Source organism: Streptomyces sp. NPDC059443, from assembly GCF_042750105.1.
Classification (GTDB): domain Bacteria; phylum Actinomycetota; class Actinomycetes; order Streptomycetales; family Streptomycetaceae; genus Streptomyces.
In genome coordinates, this window is record NZ_JBHYVM010000014.1 from 1 (window position 1) to 18,303 (window position 18,303).

General features: G+C 72.4%; 16 protein-coding genes. 2 read left to right on the forward strand and 14 right to left on the reverse strand.

Annotation, left to right across the window (positions count from 1 at the left end):
* Positions 1–160: 160 nt before the first annotated feature.
* The 7 genes from ACFXDJ_RS15800 to ACFXDJ_RS15830 form a co-directional block, all read right to left on the reverse strand.
* Positions 161–631 (reverse strand): nucleoside 2-deoxyribosyltransferase domain-containing protein, encoded by a 471-nt coding sequence (locus ACFXDJ_RS15800; protein ID WP_384662827.1) that lies wholly within the window; start codon positions 629–631, stop codon positions 161–163.
* Positions 628–2,655, reverse strand: coding sequence for a putative bifunctional diguanylate cyclase/phosphodiesterase (locus ACFXDJ_RS15805; RefSeq protein WP_384662830.1), 2,028 nt, complete (start codon positions 2,653–2,655; stop codon positions 628–630). The genes ACFXDJ_RS15800 and ACFXDJ_RS15805 overlap by 4 nt, the downstream gene beginning before the upstream one ends.
* 592 nt (positions 2,656–3,247) lie before the next feature.
* Positions 3,248–5,458 carry an NAD-dependent DNA ligase LigA gene (gene ligA, locus ACFXDJ_RS15810; RefSeq protein ID WP_384662824.1) on the reverse strand — a complete coding sequence of 737 codons (2,211 nt, stop codon included), beginning with the start codon at positions 5,456–5,458 and terminating at the stop codon, positions 3,248–3,250.
* 31 nt (positions 5,459–5,489) lie between these two features.
* On the reverse strand, positions 5,490–6,485 hold the full coding sequence (locus tag ACFXDJ_RS15815; protein ID WP_384662821.1) for a methionine synthase: 996 nt from the start codon (positions 6,483–6,485) through the stop codon (positions 5,490–5,492).
* On the reverse strand, positions 6,482–7,171 hold the full coding sequence (locus tag ACFXDJ_RS15820; RefSeq protein WP_384662818.1) for an SDR family oxidoreductase: 690 nt from the start codon (positions 7,169–7,171) through the stop codon (positions 6,482–6,484). The genes ACFXDJ_RS15815 and ACFXDJ_RS15820 overlap by 4 nt, the downstream gene beginning before the upstream one ends.
* A 123-nt stretch (positions 7,172–7,294) precedes the next feature.
* A complete protein-coding gene (locus ACFXDJ_RS15825) occupies positions 7,295–7,639 on the reverse strand; it encodes a DUF1330 domain-containing protein (protein ID WP_384662667.1) in 345 nt (114 codons plus the stop codon).
* Positions 7,640–7,692: 53 nt separating this feature from the next.
* Positions 7,693–8,682 carry a GlxA family transcriptional regulator gene (locus ACFXDJ_RS15830; protein WP_384662670.1) on the reverse strand — a complete coding sequence of 330 codons (990 nt, stop codon included), beginning with the start codon at positions 8,680–8,682 and terminating at the stop codon, positions 7,693–7,695.
* Positions 8,683–8,785: 103 nt separating this feature from the next.
* Between ACFXDJ_RS15830 and ACFXDJ_RS15835 the strand changes: the two genes are divergently transcribed.
* Positions 8,786–9,709 (forward strand): NADP-dependent oxidoreductase, encoded by a 924-nt coding sequence (locus ACFXDJ_RS15835; RefSeq protein ID WP_384662673.1) that lies wholly within the window; start codon positions 8,786–8,788, stop codon positions 9,707–9,709.
* An 8-nt stretch (positions 9,710–9,717) separates the two neighbouring features.
* On the opposite strand, the gene mnmA is transcribed toward ACFXDJ_RS15835, so the two are convergent.
* Positions 9,718–10,857 carry a tRNA 2-thiouridine(34) synthase MnmA gene (gene mnmA, locus ACFXDJ_RS15840; protein WP_384662675.1) on the reverse strand — a complete coding sequence of 380 codons (1,140 nt, stop codon included), beginning with the start codon at positions 10,855–10,857 and terminating at the stop codon, positions 9,718–9,720.
* Between the two features lie 71 nt (positions 10,858–10,928).
* On the opposite strand from mnmA, the gene ACFXDJ_RS15845 reads away from it, so the two are divergent.
* Positions 10,929–11,636 (forward strand): N-acetylmuramoyl-L-alanine amidase, encoded by a 708-nt coding sequence (locus tag ACFXDJ_RS15845; RefSeq protein WP_384662677.1) that lies wholly within the window; start codon positions 10,929–10,931, stop codon positions 11,634–11,636.
* 38 nt (positions 11,637–11,674) lie between these two features.
* Here the strand turns inward: ACFXDJ_RS15845 and ACFXDJ_RS15850 are convergent, their stop codons facing one another.
* From ACFXDJ_RS15850 to ACFXDJ_RS15875, 6 genes are all read right to left on the reverse strand, one after another.
* A complete protein-coding gene (locus tag ACFXDJ_RS15850; RefSeq protein WP_384849232.1) occupies positions 11,675–12,838 on the reverse strand; it encodes a cysteine desulfurase family protein in 1,164 nt (387 codons plus the stop codon).
* A gap of 121 nt (positions 12,839–12,959) precedes the next feature.
* Positions 12,960–13,826: a thioesterase family protein gene (locus ACFXDJ_RS15855; protein WP_384662683.1), complete on the reverse strand. Its 867-nt coding sequence runs from the start codon at positions 13,824–13,826 to the stop codon at positions 12,960–12,962.
* A gap of 89 nt (positions 13,827–13,915) precedes the next feature.
* The gene (locus ACFXDJ_RS15860; protein WP_384662686.1) at positions 13,916–14,572 is read right to left on the reverse strand and encodes a trimeric intracellular cation channel family protein; all 657 of its coding nucleotides are present in this window, start codon (positions 14,570–14,572) and stop codon (positions 13,916–13,918) included.
* Positions 14,573–14,790: 218 nt separating this feature from the next.
* Positions 14,791–15,861: an ABC transporter ATP-binding protein gene (locus ACFXDJ_RS15865; protein ID WP_384663842.1), complete on the reverse strand. Its 1,071-nt coding sequence runs from the start codon at positions 15,859–15,861 to the stop codon at positions 14,791–14,793.
* Between the two features lie 44 nt (positions 15,862–15,905).
* Complete coding sequence (locus ACFXDJ_RS15870; protein WP_384663844.1) at positions 15,906–16,982, reverse strand: ABC transporter ATP-binding protein; 1,077 nt, start codon at positions 16,980–16,982, stop codon at positions 15,906–15,908.
* A 65-nt stretch (positions 16,983–17,047) separates the two neighbouring features.
* Positions 17,048–18,049, reverse strand: coding sequence for an ABC transporter permease (locus ACFXDJ_RS15875; protein ID WP_384663840.1), 1,002 nt, complete (start codon positions 18,047–18,049; stop codon positions 17,048–17,050).
* Positions 18,050–18,303 lie beyond the last annotated feature (254 nt).

Sequence of the window (18,303 nt, forward strand, 5' to 3'; positions counted from 1 at the left end):
CCCTTCCACCGTTCCCTGGGGCTCCGCCCCATACCCCGCGCCTCAAACGCCGGCGAGGCTGGATGTTTCAGCCCGTCCGGCGTTTGAGGACCGGGTCCGGGCAGAGCCCGGGGAACGGTGGAAGGGCGGGTCGGGGACACGCACCGCAGGGCAGCAGCCGTCAGACCAGGCTGGTCAGGAGGGCGTGGGCGGAGCCCACCGTCTCGGGCAGGGTCCGGTGGACCGGGAGGTCCGGGCGGGCCAGGGCGAGCTGCGCCACGACGTCCGCGCGCCGCGGGTAGCCCGGGGCGGCGCCGACGACGACACGCCGGGCCGGTACGGCCGCGGCCGCCCCGAGCTCGTACAGCGTGATCGGCTGAACCGTCAGCGCGGCGTCACACGCCGGGAACCAGAACAGCGTCACGTCGGCCAGCAGCAGGTGCCGGTACTCCCACGCGATCTGGACGTCCGTCTGCGAAGGGTCGGACAGGTCGAAGTCCGCCCGGCGGGGGTTGAGGACCACGAACCGCGCCAGCGCGGCGGCCGCCTCCGGCTGCCACGCCGGGCAGTGGGTAATCCCGCCCGCCAGGAACACCGACGGCGGGTCGCCCGCCGCGGGCCGGTGCACCGCCGGTGCTTCGACGTACCTCACTGCGTCCGCGCGGCCGCCGCGGCCTCCGCCGCCAGCTCCGCCGTGATGTCCGCCGGGCGGCGCCAGCCGCGCTCGCCGCGGGCCAGCAGCCAGGCCGTGGCCTCCTGCGGAGGCATCGCGGCGGCGACCAGCCAGCCCTGGACGGCGTCGCAGCCGAGGTCGCGCAGGCGCTCCCACGTCTCGTCGTCCTCGACGCCCTCGGCGACGACCAGCAGGCCCAGCGAGTGGGCGAGGTCCACCGTGCAGCGGACGATCTCCGCGTCCTGCGCGTCCACCGCCAGCCGGGCCACGAACGAGCGGTCGATCTTCAGCTCGCTGACCGGCAGCCGCCGCAGGTGGACGAGGGAGGAGTAGCCCGTGCCGAAGTCGTCCAGGGACATCTTCACGCCGTGGCCCGTCAGCCCCGCCATCGTGTCGGCGGCCCGCTGCGGGTCCTCCAGCAGCACGTGTTCCGTTATCTCCAGCTGGAGACCGCTGGCCGGGACCCCGTGCCGGGCCAGCCGCGCCGCCACCGCGCCCGCGAAGCCGGGGGTGTGGACGTCGCGCGGCGAGACGTTGACGGCGACCGGGACCTTGAGGCCCTGGGCGCGCCACCGGGCGACCTGCGCGAGCGCGGTCTCCAGTACGTACTCCGTCAGGTGCGGCATCAGGCCGGAGGTTTCCGCGATGGCGATGAACTCGTCCGGGGAGACCCGCCCGCGCTCCGGGTGGACCCAGCGGACCAGCGCCTCCAGTCCGGCCACCTGTCCGTCGAAGCGGACCTTCGGCTGGTAGTGGAGCTCCACCTCGCCCGCGTCGAGCGCGCGCCGCAGGTCGCCCAGCAGGCCGAGCCGGTCGGGGGTGTTGCTGTCGCGCTTGGACTCGTAGACCTCGACGCCCGTACGGTCCCGCTTCGCCTGGTACATGGCGACGTCGGCGCGGCGCAGCAGCCCTTCGGCGTCGAGGGCGTGGTCGGGGAAGACGGCGAGGCCGGCGCTGGCCTCCAGGACCAGGGTCAGGCCGTCCAGGTCGAGCGGGGAGCTGAGCTCCGCGACCAGGTTGCGGGCGACCCGCTGGGCGCTGGTGGTGGAGTCGGCGATGGGGAGCAGGACGGCGAACTCGTCGCCGCCGAGGCGGGCGGCCTCGGCGTCCGGGGGCAGGGCCTGGCGCAGCCGGTCCGCGATCTGCAGGAGCAGCCGGTCGCCGGCGAGGTGGCCGAGGGTGTCGTTGACCGCGCGGAAGCGGTCCAGGTCGATCAGGACGAGGGCCGAGCGGGTGCCCAGGCGTTCGGCCTGGTCGAGGGCGCTCCAGGCGCGCTCCAGCAGCCACTGCCGGTTCGGCAGCCCGGTCAACGGGTCGCGGAGCTGCTCCTCGGCGCGGGCGCGGGCGATCCACAGGGTGGAGTCGAGGGCGATCAGCGGTACGGCGAACAGCGGCAGCAGGACCGGCTGCGCTTCGGCGACCACGCAGATCAGCGGGGCGATGCCGAGGAGGGCGACGGCCACCAGCGCCTGGCGCACCAGTGCGGTGCGGGCGACGGTGGGCAGTCCCCCGCCGCTCGGGGCGAGGGCGAGCCACAGCAGGATGCGGGTGACGAGCAGGTACGCGAGGGCGACCAGGATGACTTCGGGGACCGCCTCGATCCCCCAGCTGGTGGGCAGCCACGGGTGTTCGACGGAGGGTGTCCGACCGAAGGCGGCGAGTACGAGGGCGCCCGCGCCGATCCCGAGGATGTCGGTGGAGCCGTGCAGCAGGCCCTGGCGCCAGCGGTGGCGGCGGGCGGCGCCGACGAGGGTGACCACGGCGAGCGAGACGAGGCCGGCGGGGACCCATCCGTAGAGGATGAGGACGCCGAGGGTGAGGGCGGCGCCCGATCCGGTGCCGCCCCACCAGCGGTCGCGGCCGAGGGCGACGAGGTGGCCGACGATGATGCCGGTGAGCAGGGCGAGCGCCCAGCCGACCGCGCCCCCGGGGAACAGGGCGTGACGGTTGGTCAGCGCGGTGACGATGCCGACGACGAGCACCACGGCGGCGAGACCCACCATGCCGAAGGGCAGCGCGGCGTGCCGCTGTCCCGCTCCGCCCGCGCCCGGTCGGGTGCCGAGCGGCCGGGAATCCGGTGTCCTGGACCCCAGGACACCGAGCCGGCCCGCCCGCACCGGCGGGAGTTCCCCGCCGAAATCTGGTGACGGGTCGGCGCTTTCGGTGGGTTTCATGCCCGTCCCTCTCACAGCCGGCAATGCCGATGCCACGCAATGGCCCCGATGTCATGCCATCACGGCTGGAAGCGCATCAAGCAGCCGTGCACGACGGGCGCACCCCTCAACAGTAGGACGCGAGAGGCACCCAGGGGCAGCGGTCGGCGGCGGTTGCCCGAATACGACCCAGCCATCCTCATCAGTACGGTATCCGCCGAACGGGTGAGTTTGGACCAGGACCCCCCAGTCACCCGTCCGATGATCCGACAGCCCGCCGCCCCTCGACCAGCCTTGTACCGGCCTTGTACCTGCCCTCTACCGGCCTTCTACCGGCCTTGCGGCAGTCGTGTACCAGCCGTTGACCCGCGGATGCCACCGGCCGCCGCGCCTGGCGTGCGCCCGCTCCCACGGCCGCACGCCACGCATCCGTTCGCCTTCGCTACTCCGCTTCGGCGGCGCCGTCCACCGGAAGCGCGGCCGCGCGGGCCGCGTCGGGGCCCTCTTCGAGGAGGACGGCGAAACCGGCGTCGTCCAGGACCGAAAGCTTCAACTGCATTGCCTTGTCGTACTTCGAGCCCGGATTGTCACCGACCACGACGAAGGAGGTCTTCTTCGAAACCGACCCGGTCACCTTGGCGCCGCGGCTCTGCAGGGCCTCCTTCGCGCCGTCCCGGGTGTGGCTCTGCAAAGTTCCGGTGACGACCACGGTCAGCCCCTCCAGCGGACGCGGGCCCTCTTCCTCGCCGGAACCTTCCTCCTCCATCCGGACACCGGCTTCCCGCCACTTGCGCAGGATTTCCTGGTGCCAGTCGACCGAGAACCATTCCTTGAGGGAGGCCGCGATGATCGCGCCGACCCCGTCGGTGGCGGCCAGTTCTTCCTCGGTGGCCTGTTCGATGCGCTCGATCGACCGGAACTCGCGGGCGAGCGCCTCCGCGGCGACCGGTCCCACGTGACGGATCGACAGGCCGTTGATGATGCGGGCGAGCGGGCGGTCCTTGGCGGCCGCGATGTTCTCCAGCATCGACAGGGCGTTCTTCTTCGGCTCGCCCTTCTGGTTGGCGAAGACCATGACGATCTTCTCCTCGCCCGTCTTCGGGTCCCGCTTGGGCAGCCCGCTGTCCGGGTCGAGGACGTACGCCTTGATGGGGAGCAGCTGTTCGATGGTCAGGCCGAAGAGGTCGCCCTCGTCGCGCAGCGGCGGATCGGCCGGCTCCAGCGGGCGGGTGAGCGCGGCCGCGGCCACCGAGCCGAAGTTCTCGATGTCCAGGCACTGGCGGCCGCCGAGGTAGAAGAGCCGCTCGCGCAACTGTGCGGGGCAGGTCTGCCCGTTGGGGCAGCGCAGGTCGATGTCGCCCTCCTTCATCGGCCGCAGCGGCGTCCCGCACTCGGGGCACTCGGCCGGCATGACGAACTCCCGCTCGCTGCCGTCCCGTAGGTCCGCGACCGGGCCGAGGATCTCGGGGATGACGTCGCCCGCCTTGCGCAGCACGACGGTGTCCCCGATGAGCACGCCCTTGGCCTTGACGACCTCCTGGTTGTGCAGGGTCGCGAACTCCACCTCCGAGCCCGCCACCGTCACCGGCTCCACCTGGGCGTACGGGGTCACGCGCCCGGTGCGGCCCACGCCGACCTTGATGTCGATCAGCTTGGTGTTGACCTCTTCGGGGGCGTACTTCCAGGCGATGGCCCAGCGGGGTGCGCGGGCCGTGGAGCCGAGGCGGCCCTGGAGCGGGATCTCGTCCAGCTTGACGACGACCCCGTCGATCTCGTGCTCGACGGAGTGGCGGTTCTCGCCGAAGTACGCGATGAACTCCCGGACCTCGGCGAGCGTGGACACCGCCTTGTTGTGCCGGGCGGTGGGCAGGCCCCATTCGTGCAGCAGCTCGTAGGCGTGGGAGAGCTTGTCGATCTCGAAGCCCTCGCGGGCGCCGAGGCCGTGGACCACCATGTGCAGCGGGCGGGTGGCGGTGACCTTCGGGTCCTTCTGGCGCAGCGAACCGGCCGCCGCGTTGCGCGGGTTGGCGAAGGGCTTGTCCCCGGCCTCTACCAGGCGGGCGTTGAGCTCCTCGAACTTCTCCATCGGGAAGAAGACCTCGCCGCGGATCTCGACCAGGGCCGGGATCCGGTCGCCCTTGAGGCGGTCCGGGATCTCGGCGATGGTGCGGACGTTGGGCGTGATGTCCTCGCCGGTGCGGCCGTCGCCGCGGGTGGCGGCGCGGGTCAGGCGGCCGTTCTCATAGGTGAGGTTGACGGCGAGGCCGTCCACCTTCAGCTCGCACAGGTAGTGGTAGTCGGAGGTGTTGGCGTCCCGGGCCACGCGCTCGGCCCAGGCCGCCAGTTCCTCGTCGTCGAAGGCGTTGTCGAGGGAGAGCATCCGCTCCCGGTGCTCGACGGAGGCGAAGTCCGTCTGGTACGCCCCGGCCACCTTCTGGGTGGGCGAATCGGGCGTACGGAGCTCCGGGTGCTCCTCCTCCAGCGCCTCCAGGGAGCGCAGCAGCTTGTCGAACTCGGCGTCGCTGACGACCGGCTGGTCGTTCACGTAGTACCGGAAGCGGTGCTCCTCGACCTGCTCGGCGAGCAGCGCGTGCTGCTCGCGCGCCGCCGCCGGTACGGCCGTCTCGCTGCCCTGCTTCTGTTCGGCTGCCATGCCGTGTCCTCCCGTGGCCCGTCTCAATCCATCACTCAGGGTTGTCGGCGAGCGACCTCGCCGCCCTGACGCAGTGCGCCTGAACCGCCCGCGCGTAGGCGGGCGAAGCGCCCGCCAGACCGCACGAAGGGGTGACCACGACGGACTCCGCCAGAGTCCCCGGGGACAGCCCCAGCCTGCGCCAGAGCTTCCTGACACCCATGACGCTACCGCCCGGGTCTGACAACGGGCCGTCGGTCCCGGGCACCACTCCGGCGAAGAGTTTCGTACCTCCTTCGACGGCTTCCCCGATGGCGTCATCCTCGCGCTCGGTGAGCAGGGAGAAATCGAACGACACGCCCGAGACGCCGGCGCGCCTCAGCAGTGCGAAGGGAACCTCGGGTGCGCAGGAGTGCACGATGACCTCCCCGTCGTGGACGGCGAACAGCTCGCGCAGCGTCCCTTCGACCACCTGCCGGTCGACGGCGCGGTAGGTGCGGTAGCCGCTGGCCGACCGGACCCGGCCGAGGAGCACGGCGGTGAGCGAGGGCTCGTCGTACTGGAGCACGATCTCGGCACCGGGGATGCGCTTCTGCACATCGGCCAGGTGCTCGCGCACGCCTTCGGCGAGGGATCCGGCCAGGTCCCGGCAGGCGCCCGGGTCCTGGAGCACGGCCTCGCCGCCGTGCAGCTCCAGGGAGCCGGCGAGCGTCCACGGCCCGACGGCCTGGACCTTGAGCCGGCCCCGGTAGCCCTGGGTGAACTCCTCCAGGGCGTCGAGGTCTTCGCCGAGCCAGGAGCGGGCCCGCTTGCTGTCGCGGCCGGGCCGGTCGCTGAGCCGCCAGCCGCTGGGCTCCACGTGCGCGTACATGTCGACGAGCAGCCCGAGGGAACGGCCGATCATGTCCGCGCCGGGCCCCCGGGCGGGCAGCTCGGCGAGGTACGGGAACTCCTCGAAGGAACCGGTGACCGTCTTGGCGGCTTCGCGGGCGTCGCCGCCGGGAAGCGAGCCGATGCCGGTGGCTCCGCCGGTGGGGCCCGTGCTCATCGTCCGGGCCTGACGCTGAGGTCGCTCACCACGGCGTCACGGGGCAGGTCGACGGCCATCACGATGGTCGTCGCGACGGACTCGGCGTCGATCCAGTCGGCGGCGTCGTAGGACTCGCCCTCCTGGGAGCGGACCTTCGCCTGCATCGGGGTGGCGGTGCGGCCCGGGTAGACGGACGTGACGCGGATCCCGTTCGGCTTCTCCTCCTCGCGGAGGGAGTCGGCGAGGGCCTTCAGCCCGTGCTTGGAGGCGGCGTAGGCGCTCCATTCGGCGTGGGCGTTGAGGCCGGCGCCGGAGTTCACGAAGACCACGGTCGCGTGGGAGGCGCGCAGGGTGGGGAGCAGCAGGCGGGTCACCTCGGCGGGGGCGATGAGGTTGACGTTGAGCTGCTGGTGCCAGGTCTTGGGGCGCAGCTCCCCCACCGGCCCGAGGTCCACGATCCCGGCGATGTGCAGGAGCGAGTCGATGCGCTCGGGGATGGCCTGCTTGGAGAACGCCCAGGAGAGCCGGTCGGGGTCGGCGAGGTCCCCGACGAGGGCGGTGGAGCCGGGGTACCGCCCGGTGAGCTGCTTCGCGCGGGCGGCGTCGCGTGCGAGCAGGACGAGGTCGTCGCCACGGGCGTGCAGGCGGTCCGCGACGGCGGCGCCGATGCCGGACCCGGCACCGGTGATCAGGTGAGTAGCCATACCGCCCATGCTCGCACCCCGGCCGGCGCCGGAGGCCCGGCGGGCTCGGACCGGGGGGCTCGTTCCGGCGGGCCCTGACCGGGGGCCCGCCGGAACCCCGTGGTCCGGCGTCAGGGGCCGGCGTCAGAGGCCGGCCTCCGCCCGGAGGCGGGCGGCCGTCGCGGACGCGTCGTAGTCGGGGGCGACGCCCTCGACCAGGATGACCTCGCCCGCTATGTGGCGGGTGCGCTCCGGGAGGATCGCCTGGTAGGCGTCGGAGGCGTACCAGGCGCGGGCGCTCTCGATGTCCGGGAAGGCGATCACGACGACCGTGCCGGGGAAGGGGCCCTCCATGACCTCGACCTGCTTGCCGTGCACGAGGAAGCGGCCCTCGAAGGGGTCCATCGTCGACTGGACCACGCCCATGTAGTGGAGGATGTCTTCGTTCATGGTCTCGGGGCGCAGGTGTCCGATGGCGTACGCGGTCATGTTCGTCTCCCCTGTCAAGGAGCCCGGTGTTCCGGGCCGTTGGGACGATCCTGTCAGCGGGCCGCCGCCCGGTCGATTACCTCCGAGGTCATGTGGAAGGTGCGGCGGTAGCCGATCGGGGAGATGCCGAGGGCGGAACGCATGTGCTGGCGCAGGGAGTTCGCGGAGCCGAAGCCGGACCGGTGGGCGACCAGGTCGACCGGGAGGTCGCTGGACTCCAGCAAGTGGCGGGCGATCTCCAGCCGTTGGGCGGTGAGCCACTGCACCGGGGTCATGCCTACCTCGTCGCGGAAGCGGCGGGTGAAGGTGCGCAGGCTCATGCGGGCATGGGCCGCCAGCTCGGACAGGGTGACCGGCTCGGCGAGGCGTTCCAGGGCCCAGGCGCGGGTGGCGGTGGTCGTGGCGACGGTGGGTTCGGGGACGGGCCGCAGGATGTACTGGGCCTGGCCGCCGTCGCGCCACGGCGGAACCACGCACAGCCGCGCGGTGAGGTTCGCGACGGAGCTTCCGTGGTCGGCGCGCACCAGGTGGAGCAGGAGGTCGATGCCGGCGGCCACCCCGGCCGAGGTGAGGATGTCGCCGTCGTCGACGAAGAGCACGTCCGGGTCGAGCTTCACGCGCGGGAAGGCCCGCTGGAACTCCGCCGCCTTGAACCAGTGCGTGGTGGCGGGCCGTCCGTCGAGCAGTCCGGCGGCGGCCAGGACGTACGAACCGGTGCAGATCGAAACGATCCGGGTGCCCGGGCGGATCAGGGCGAGGGCATCGGCCAGCGGCTGCGGCAGCGGCTCGCCGCGGGTGAGCTCGTCCATCGCATGGGTGGGCGGAATGATCACCGTGTCGGCCGCGGCGAGCGCCTCGGGGCCGGCGGAGACACCGATGGTGAAGCCCGCGTCGCTGGTCACGGGCTGTCCGTCGGCGGTGCAGACGGTGACCTCGTAGAGCCCGTTCCCGGCGTCGTCGTAGGCATTGCCGAAGACCCGGGACGGCATTCCGAGCTCGAACGGAGGAACGCCTTCGAGGGCGAGTACGGCGACGCGGTGCATGGCCAGATCCTGTCACATGGTGGCCATCCGGCCAACACCACGGTCGCGCTCCGGCGCCGAAGCTGGTGCCACAGCAGCACCGGACACTTCAAGGAGAAACACCATGCGCGCCATCGTCGTCAGCCAGTGGGGCGGTCCCGAGGTCCTCACCGAGACCGAGATCGAGCGTCCGGAGCCGGGCTTCAACGAGATCCTCGTACGGGTCCACGCGGCCGGTGTGAACCCCGTCGACTGGAAGACCCGGGCCTCCGGCGCGCTCATCCCCTGGGGGCCGGTCCCGATGGTCGGCTGGGACGTCTCCGGCACGGTCGCGGCCGTCGGCCCCGGCGTGACCCTCTACCAGCCGGGCGACGAGGTCTTCGGCATGCCGCGCTTCCCGGTTCCGGCGGGCGGCTACGCCGAGTACGTGGCGGCCCCGGCGCGGCACTTCGCCCGCAAGCCCGCCGCCCTGACGCACGTCGAGGCCGCGGCGCTGCCCCTGGCCGCGCTGACCGCCTGGCAGTCGCTGACGGACACGGCGGAGCTGCGGCCCGGGCAGCGGGTGCTGGTCCACGCGGCGGCGGGCGGCGTCGGGCACTTCGCCGTCCAGATCGCCAAGGCGCTGGGCGCGTACGTGATCGGCACCGCGAGCGCGTCCAAGCACGAGTTCCTGCGCTCGCTCGGCGCCGACGAACTGATCGACTACCGGACCACGGACTTCGAGGACGCCGTGTCGGACGTGGACGTCGTGATCGACGCCGTCGGCGGGGACTACGGAGCGCGCTCCTTGAAGGTGCTGCGCCCCGGCGGTCACCTGATCACGCTGAACGGCCCCGACCAGGTCCCCGCCGACGCGGAGGGCTTCCGCACGGGCTGGACGATGGTGGAGCCGGACTTCGCGGGGCTGAAGGCCATCGCGGCCCTGGTCGACGAGGGCAGCCTGCGCCCCGCCGTCGACACGGTGCTGCCGCTGGAGCAGGCCGCGAAGGCCCACGAGATCGGCGAACTGGGCCGGACCACCGGCAAGATCGTCCTGACGGTGGCCTGACCGCCTCCTCAGACCGCGGCGGCCGCCGTCGCCCGGGTGGTCGTCGCGATGGTCGCGGAGCCGACCACGCGGGTGCCGTCGTAGAGCACGATCGCCTGGCCGGGGGCCACTCCGCGCACCGGCTCCGAGAAGGAGACCCGCAGTTCGCCGTCCACCAGCTCGGCGAAGACCTCGGTCTCGCCGCCGTGGGCGCGCAGCTGCGCGGTGTACGTGCCCGGGGCGGCGGCCGTGGAGCCGCACCAGCGGGGGCGGATCGCGGTGAGGGCGGTGACGTCGAGGGCCTCTACGGGGCCCACGGTGACGGTGTTGTTCACCGGGGAGATGTCGAGGACGTAGCGCGGCTTGCCGTCGGGGGCCGGGTGGCCGATCCGCAGGCCCTTGCGCTGGCCGATGGTGAAGCCGAAGGCGCCCTCGTGGGTGCCGACCTTCTCGCCGGTGGCCTCGTCCACGATGTCACCCTCGGCCTTGCCGAGGCGGCCGGCGAGGAAGCCCTGGGTGTCCCCGTCGGCGATGAAACAGATGTCGTGGCTGTCGGGCTTCTTCGCGACGGCGAGGCCCCGCTCCTCGGCCTCGGCGCGGATCTCTTCCTTGGTGGTGAGGGTGTCGCCGAGCGGGAAGAGGGCGTGGGCGAGCTGCTTCTCGTCGAGGACGCCGAGGACGTACGACTGGTCCTTGGCCATGTCGGAGGCGCGGTGCAGCTCGCGCGTACCGTCCCCGTTGAGGACGACGGTGGCGTAGTGGCCGGTGCAGACGGCGTCGAAGCCGAGGGCGAGGGCCTTGTCGAGCAGCGCCGCGAACTTGATCTTCTCGTTGCAGCGCAGGCACGGGTTCGGGGTGCGGCCGGCCTCGTACTCGGAGATGAAGTCCTCGACCACGTCCTCGCGGAAGCGCTCGGCGAGGTCCCAGACGTAGAAGGGGATGCCGATGACGTCGGCGGCGCGGCGGGCGTCGCGGGAGTCCTCGATCGTGCAGCAGCCGCGGGCGCCGGTCCGGAAGGACTGCGGGTTCGCGGAGAGCGCGAGGTGGACACCGGTCACGTCGTGCCCGGCTTCGACCGCGCGGGCGGCGGCGACGGCGGAGTCCACGCCGCCGGACATGGCGGCCAGGACGCGAAGGGGGCGGGGGCTGCTCGGCAGGTTCTCAGTCATAGCACCGTCCAGGGTACGGGGGAACCGAGCCGGGTCACAGCGCGTTCTCGTGGGCAGGGGGTGCGATCACCATGGGGAGCAAGGGCGACAAGGGCGGCAAGGCCGGTACGGGCAGCAGTAGCGGCGGCGGTACGGGGGCCAAGCGGCCGGGGCGGACGCGCAGGGCGGTGCTGTTCGGCGGGCTCGGGGTCCTCGCGGTGGCGGCGGTCGCCGGGCGCGAGGAGATCGGGCGGGCCCGGTGGCTGGTGCCGGGGGTGTCCAAGCCGCGCCAGGAGGGCGCCCTGGACCACGCGGGGGCTTCGTGGACGGCGGCCTCGCCGGCGAACTGGCGGCTCGCGGACCGGCCCGCCGACTACCGCGTGGACCGGATCGTCGTCCATGTCACACAGGGCAGTTTCGAGACCTCGGTGGACGCCTTCAAGAATCCGTTCCACAAGGCCTCGGCGCACTACATAGTCGGCCAGGACGGCCACATAGAGCAGATGGTGCGCGAGCTCGACGTGGCCTTCCACTCGGGCAACCGCTCCATGAACGAGCGCAGCATCGGCATCGAGCACGTCGGCTTCGTGGACCGGCCGCAGGATTTCACGGACGCGATGTACGGGGCTTCGGCGCGGCTCGCCGCCGACGTCTGCCGGAGGTACGGCATACCCGCCGACCGCAAACACATCCTGGGCCACTCCGAGGTCCCGGGCACCGACCACACGGATCCCGGGCCCCACTGGGACTGGAACCGCTACATCCGTCTCGTCGGCGACGCCCTGGCCCCTGGCGCCTAGGCCGCTTAGTCCGCTAGTCCGCCCAGGTCGCCTAAGGCCTAGCTCAGGCCCGCCGTGCGGGCGCGGGCCACCGCCGGGCCGATGGCGGCGGCCACCGCGTCGACGTCGGCCTTGGTGGAGGTGTGGCCGAGGGAGAAGCGCAGGGTGCCGCGGGCCAGCTGCGGGTCCGTTCCGGTGGCCAGCAGGACGTGGCTGGGCTGCGCCACGCCCGCGGTGCAGGCGGAGCCGGTGGAGCACTCGATGCCCTGGGCGTCGAGGAGGAGGAGCAGGGAGTCGCCCTCGCAGCCGGGGAAGCTGAAGTGGGCGTTGGCGGGGAGCCGGTCGGCCGGGTCTCCGCCGAGGACCGCGTCGGGGACCTCCCGGAGCACCGCGGCGACGAGCTCGTCGCGCAGCCCGCCGATCTCGGCGGCGAACCGTTCGCGCCGCTCGGCGGCGAGCACGGCGGCCACCGCGAAGGCGGCGACGGCCGGGACGTCGAGGGTGCCGCTGCGGACGTGCCGCTCCTGGCCGCCGCCGTGCAGGACGGGTACGGGGCTCTGGTCTCGGCCGAGGAGCAGCGCGCCGATCCCGTAGGGTCCGCCGACCTTGTGGCCGCTGACGGTCATGGCGGCGAGCCCGGAGTCACCGAAGCGGACGTCGAGCTGGCCGAAGGCCTGGACGGCGTCGGAGTGCAGCGGGATGCCGGATTCGCGGGCGATGGCGGCGAGTTCCGCGACCGGCATGACGGTGCCGATCTCGTTGTTGGCCCACATGACGGTGGCGAGGGCCACGTCGTCGGGGTCGCGTTCGACCGCCTCGCGGAAGGCCTCGGGATGGACGCGGCCGTAGCGGTCGACGGGGAGGTACTCGACCCGGGCCCCTTCGTGCTCGGCGAGCCAGTGCACGGCGTCGAGGACGGCGTGGTGCTCCACGGGGCTGGCGAGGATCCGGGTCCTGGCGGGGTCGGCGTCGCGGCGGGCCCAGTAGAGCCCCTTGACGGCGAGGTTGTCGGCCTCCGTGCCGCCCGCGGTGAACACCACCTCGCTCGGACGGGCCCCGAGCGCCTCGGCGAGGGCCTCGCGGGCCTCCTCGACGGTGCGGCGGGCGCGGCGGCCGGCGGCGTGCAGGGAGGACGCGTTGCCGGTGACGCCGAACTGCGCGGTCATCGCCGCAGCGGCCTCCGGGAGCATCGGAGTGGTGGCGGCGTGGTCGAGGTAGGCCATGATCCCCCGATTCTACGAGGCCCCGTGCCGCGGATTCCCCCTTCGGGGGCCTACGGGGTACGGGGGATCCCCGTGTGCTCCCGGGGGATCCCCCGGGGACACCCGGCGGAGCCGCCCCGCGTCAGGACTGCGGAGCGACCCTCGGGACGCGGGCCAGCTGGCGGGACTGGGCCACCAGGCGGTCCGCCGAGTCCCAGACCTCCGCGTCCTCCTCCAGGAAACCGCCCGCCAGGTTGCGGGTGGTGATGGACACGCGGACCGGGCCGGGGGCGGGGCGGGCGCGGACGTGGGCGGTGAGTTCCACCGTGGGGGCCCAGCCGACGAGCCCCAGGTCGAAGACGGTCGGCGGGAGGGCGTCCACCGCCAGCAGCAGGGAGAGGGGGTCCGCGTCCCGCCCGTCGGCGAGCTCGAACCAGGACCGCATCTCGCCCTTGCCCGAGGGCTGCCCGACGGCCCAGCCGGCCGTCGCGGGGTCCAGACGCAGCCGGAGCCGGTCGACGATCGCGGAGCTGCCGGGGATCGGGGCCGGGCCGGCCTCGGGGCCGAGGCAGTCCTCGTAGGCGGGCATGACCGGCGGGCGGGCGGTGGTGTGGACGGCGTCCGGGAGCTCGGAGAGGTCCCCGTACGAGGCCACGACGCGCAGCCGCTCGACCTCGGCGCCGCTCTCGTCGTACTGGAAGAGGGAGGCCTGGCCGGTGGAGAGCGAGTTGCCGACGCGTGCGACCTCGGTGCGGATCACGGCGGGGCCGGGCACGGAGGAGGTCAGGTAGTACGCGGAGACCGTGAACGGGTCCGGGTGCGGCAGGGCCGCCGACAGGGCGCGGCCGACGAGGGCCAGGAGGTAGCCGCCGTTGACGGCGGTGATGATCGTCCACCCGGCGGAGAGGTCCGCGTCGTACACCCCGGGGTCGCCCGCGCGGGCGGTGACGGCGGTGTCGCGGTCGAACTCGCTGTCGCCGATGGAAGCCTTGGCAGCTGCGTGTGACATGGAACGACGGTACAACGCTTGACTACTAAGCGGTAGCTTTCCTGGGTTGCGGCCCTGTCACGGCCGGCCAGCGGGCGCGGCTGGGTCGCCTACGGCTCCTCCGCCACGGCCGAGCGGCGGTTCCAGGCGAGCGGAGCGCGCCAGTGGTAGCGGATCGCCAGCAGCCGCAGCACGAACGTGGTGACGATCGCCAGGCCGGTGGTGACGGCGTTCAGGGCGTCGAAGCTGATGAAGAGGGCCACCATCGAGGCGCCGATGACGGCCGGCACGGCGTACATCTCGCGGTCGCGCAGCAGCGAGGGCACCTCGTTGACGAGTACGTCGCGCACCACGCCCCCGCCGACGGCCGTCGCCAGGCCGAGCGCGGCGGACGCGGTGAGGCCGAGGCCGTACTCGTACGCCTTGGTCGTGCCCGTCACGCAGAACAGCCCGAGGCCGGCCGCGTCGAAGACGTTGATGGCGCGGTTGATGCGCTGGACCTCGGGGTGCAGGAAGAAGACGATCGCGGCCGCGACCAGCGGGGTCACGAAGAAGCCGAGGTCGCCGAAGGCAGCCGGAGGGGTGGCCCCGATGACGATGTCGCGGAAGAGGCCGCCGCCGAGGGCGGTGACGAGCGCGAGGACGGCGATGCCGAAGACGTCGAAGTTCTTGCGTACGGCGAGCAGGGCGCCGGCCGTGGCGAAGACGAAGATGCCCGCGAGGTCCAAGGTGTGCTGGATTCCGGGCGGGAAGAGATCGTGGAGCACGGGCCCATTGTGCCGGTCGCCTGGCGGCGTGCCTGAACGGGTGGGCCGTGGGGCCCGTGCGGCGCCGTTGCGGGGGCCAGCCCCCGGGCCCCCGCGCCTCAAACGCCGGCGGGGCTGGATGTGCCCCGTGGGGCTGGATTTGCCCGGCGGGGGGACTTGCCCGGCGGGGGCGGACTTGCCCGGCGGGGCTGGATGTATCCAGCCCCGCCCGGTCGGAATCAGTCCGAGACCGTCGCGACCGCGTCCGCCGCGCCCGGCAGGGCCGGGTCGCCGGGGGCCTGGTCCGGGGCGTTCTCCGGGTGGTGGCAGGCGACCTGGTGGCCGGTCTTGAGGGCGACCAGCGGCGGTTCCTGCGTCGTGCAGATCTGGGTCGCCTTCCAGCAGCGCGTGTGGAAGCGGCAGCCGGCCGGCGGGGAGATCGGGGACGGCACGTCGCCCTTGAGCAGGATGCGGCCGCTCTTCGCGCCGCGGCGGCGAGGGTCCGGCACCGGGACGGCCGACATCAGCGCCGTGGTGTACGGGTGCATCGGCGCCTCGTACAGGGACTTGCGGTCGGCGAGCTCGACGATCTTGCCGAGGTACATGACCGCGATGCGGTCCGAGACGTGCCGGATGACCGACAGGTCGTGCGCGATGATCACGTACGTGAGGCCGAGCTCCTGCTGGAGGTCGTCCAGCAGGTTGACCACCTGGGCCTGGATCGACACGTCCAGCGCCGACACCGGCTCGTCCGCGACGACCAGCTTCGGCTTCAGTGCCAGCGCGCGGGCGATGCCGATGCGCTGGCGCTGGCCGCCGGAGAACTCGTGCGGGTAGCGGTTGTAGTGCTCCGGGTTGAGGCCCACCAGGGACAGGAGGCGCTGCACCTCCGCCTTGAGGCCGCCCTCGGGCTGGACCCCCTGGAGCTTGAACGGCGCGCTGACGATGGTGCCCACCGTGTGGCGCGGGTTCAGCGAGCCGTACGGGTCCTGGAAGATCATCTGCACGTCGCGGCGCAGCGGGCGCATGCCGCTGACGCTCAGGTGCGTGATGTCCTTGCCCTCGAACTCGACCTTGCCGCCGGTCGGTTCGAGCAGCCTCGTGATCAGCCGGCCCATGGTGGACTTGCCACAGCCGGACTCGCCGACGATGCCGAGGGTCTCGCCGGGGTAGACCTCGAAGTCGATCCCGTCCACGGCCTTCACGGCCCCGACCTGGCGGCGCAGCAGCCCCTTGGTGATGGGGAAGTGCTTGACCAGGCCGGTCACCCTCAGCAGCGGTTCGGGGGAACCGGCCGCCTGTGCGGGCAGCGTTCCGGCGGCCGCACCCGTCTCGCCCGTCTTCTTCTCATCGCTCACAGCTTCGGCGCAATCTCTTCGGTCCAGATCCGGTTCCGCTGCTCCGGGGAGAGGTGGCAGGCGGCCCAGTGCCGGCCGTCGCCCTCCGCGGATCCGTCGACCAGGGCCAGCTCGGGCCGCTGGGTACGGGTGACGCCGCCCTTGGGGAGGTCGGCGTAGGGGCAGCGCGGGTGGAAGGCACAGCCGCTCGGGATGTTGATGAGGCTGGGCGGCGAACCCTTGACCGGGATGAGGCGGTCGGTCTGGTCGCGGTCGATGCGCGGCATCGAGCCGAGCAGTCCCCAGGTGTAGGGGTGCCGGGGCTCGTAGAAGATCTTCTCGGCGCTGCCGCGCTCGACGCACCGGCCTCCGTACATCACGAGGATGTCGTCGGCCATCTCGGCGACCACGCCGAGGTCGTGCGTGATCATGATGACCGCGGAGCCGAACTCCCGCTGCAGATCGCGGATCAGGTCCAGGATCTGCGCCTGGACGGTGACGTCCAGGGCGGTGGTCGGCTCGTCGGCGATGAGCAGTTCGGGGTTGTTGACCAGCGACATCGCGATCATCGCGCGCTGGCGCATGCCGCCGGAGAACTCGTGGGGGTACGAGTCCACGCGCTGGTGCGGCTCCGGGATGCCGACGCGGTCGAGCATCTCGATCGCCCGCTTGCGCGCGGTCTTCTTGTCCACGTCCTGGTGGGTCCGGTAGGCCTCGATGATCTGCTTGCCGACCGAGTAGTACGGGTGCATCGCGGACAGCGGGTCCTGGAAGACCATCGCCATCTTGCGCCCGCGCAGGGTGCGTACGTGGTCCGCGTCGGCCTTGACGAGGTCCTCGCCGTCGAGGATGACCTCGCCCGAGATCTGCGGACGGTTGCGGACGTGGCCGGTGCGGTGCAGGCCCATGATGGCGAGCGAGGTGACCGACTTGCCGGAGCCGGACTCGCCGACGATGCCGAGGGTCTTGCCGCGCTCCAGGTCGAAGGAGAGCCCGTCGACGGACTTGACCAGACCGTCGTCGGTCGGGAAGTGCACCTTGAGGTCGCGCACCGAGAGGAAGGCCCGGCCCGGCGCCCCGCCCTGCTCGGGCACGAAGGCGGGGGCGGTCGCGGATACCGCGTCGGCGTCGGCTGCGTCGGTGGTGGTGTGGTTCTCGGTCACGTCAGCCTCACGCGCGGGTCGATGACGGCGTACAGCAGGTCCACGATCAGGTTGGCCACCACCACGAAGAGCGCGGCGAGCAGGGTGACCCCCATGATGACGGGGAGGTCGCCCGCGCCGATGGCGGCGACGGCGGCCGTCCCCAGACCCTGGAAGTTGAAGGTCGTCTCGGTGAGCACCGCGCCGCCGAGGAGTCCGCCGAGGTCGAGGCCGAACATCGTGACGACCGGGGTGAGGGTGGAGCGCAGGGCGTGCTTGCGGATGACCACGCCCTCCTTGAGGCCCTTGGCGCGGGCGGTGCGGATGTAGTCCTCGCCGAGCACTTCCAGCATCGTGGCGCGGGTGATGCGGGCGTAGGTGGCGGCGAAGAGGAAGGCCAGGGTCACCCAGGGCAGGATCAGGGAGTTGATCCAGGCCACCGGATCCTCGGTGAGCGGTTTGTAGTTGGAGACGTCCAGCCAGCCGAGGCTGTAGACGAAGATCGCGGGGGCCACCATGCCGGTGAAGAAGATCGGCAGGGAGACGCCGGCGAGCGCGCCGACCATGACGGTGCGGTCGACGGCGGTCCGGCGTCTGAGCGCGGAGATCACCCCGGTGGCCACACCCGCGATCACCCAGATCACGGCCGCCCCGAGGGCGAGCGAGAGGGTGACCGGCATGCGGTCGACCATGGTGTCCCAGACCGGGACCTCGGTCTTGAAGGAGTATCCGAAGCACGGTGCCGGGCAGTGCGTGATCTCGGTGCCGGCGTCGTAGTCGCGGCCGGTGAAGATGCCCTTGATGAAGATCAGGTACTGCTCGGAGATGGGCTTGTCGAAGCCCATCTTGACCCGGATGCCCGCCAGGGCGGTCGCGTTGGTCTCGCGTCCGGCATACATGAGCGCCGGGTCGCTGCCGGTCAGCTTCGGGACCGCGAAGAAGATGCCGAAAGTGACCGCGGAGACCACCAGCAGCGTTGCGGCGACGTTGAAAAGTCGCCGTATGAGGTAGACGAGCACTGCAGTCGGCCGCTCGGGCCGACGGCCACCGCCCCTTGTGGGGACGGCAGCCGCCGCCTGCGGCCTTCACCTGCCCTTCGGACTAGCGCATGTGCGGTGAAGGCGTAACCAGCTGTGTCTGACGAGCCGGGGAGCCGGGGGGGCCGCCGCCGCGGGGCGGGGCCGCCGCCGCCGCGGGGGGCGGCTCCGATATCACCCCCCGCGGCGGGGGGGGGTGGGGGGGGGAGGGTCGGTGTTTGATTGTGTTTGTGTGG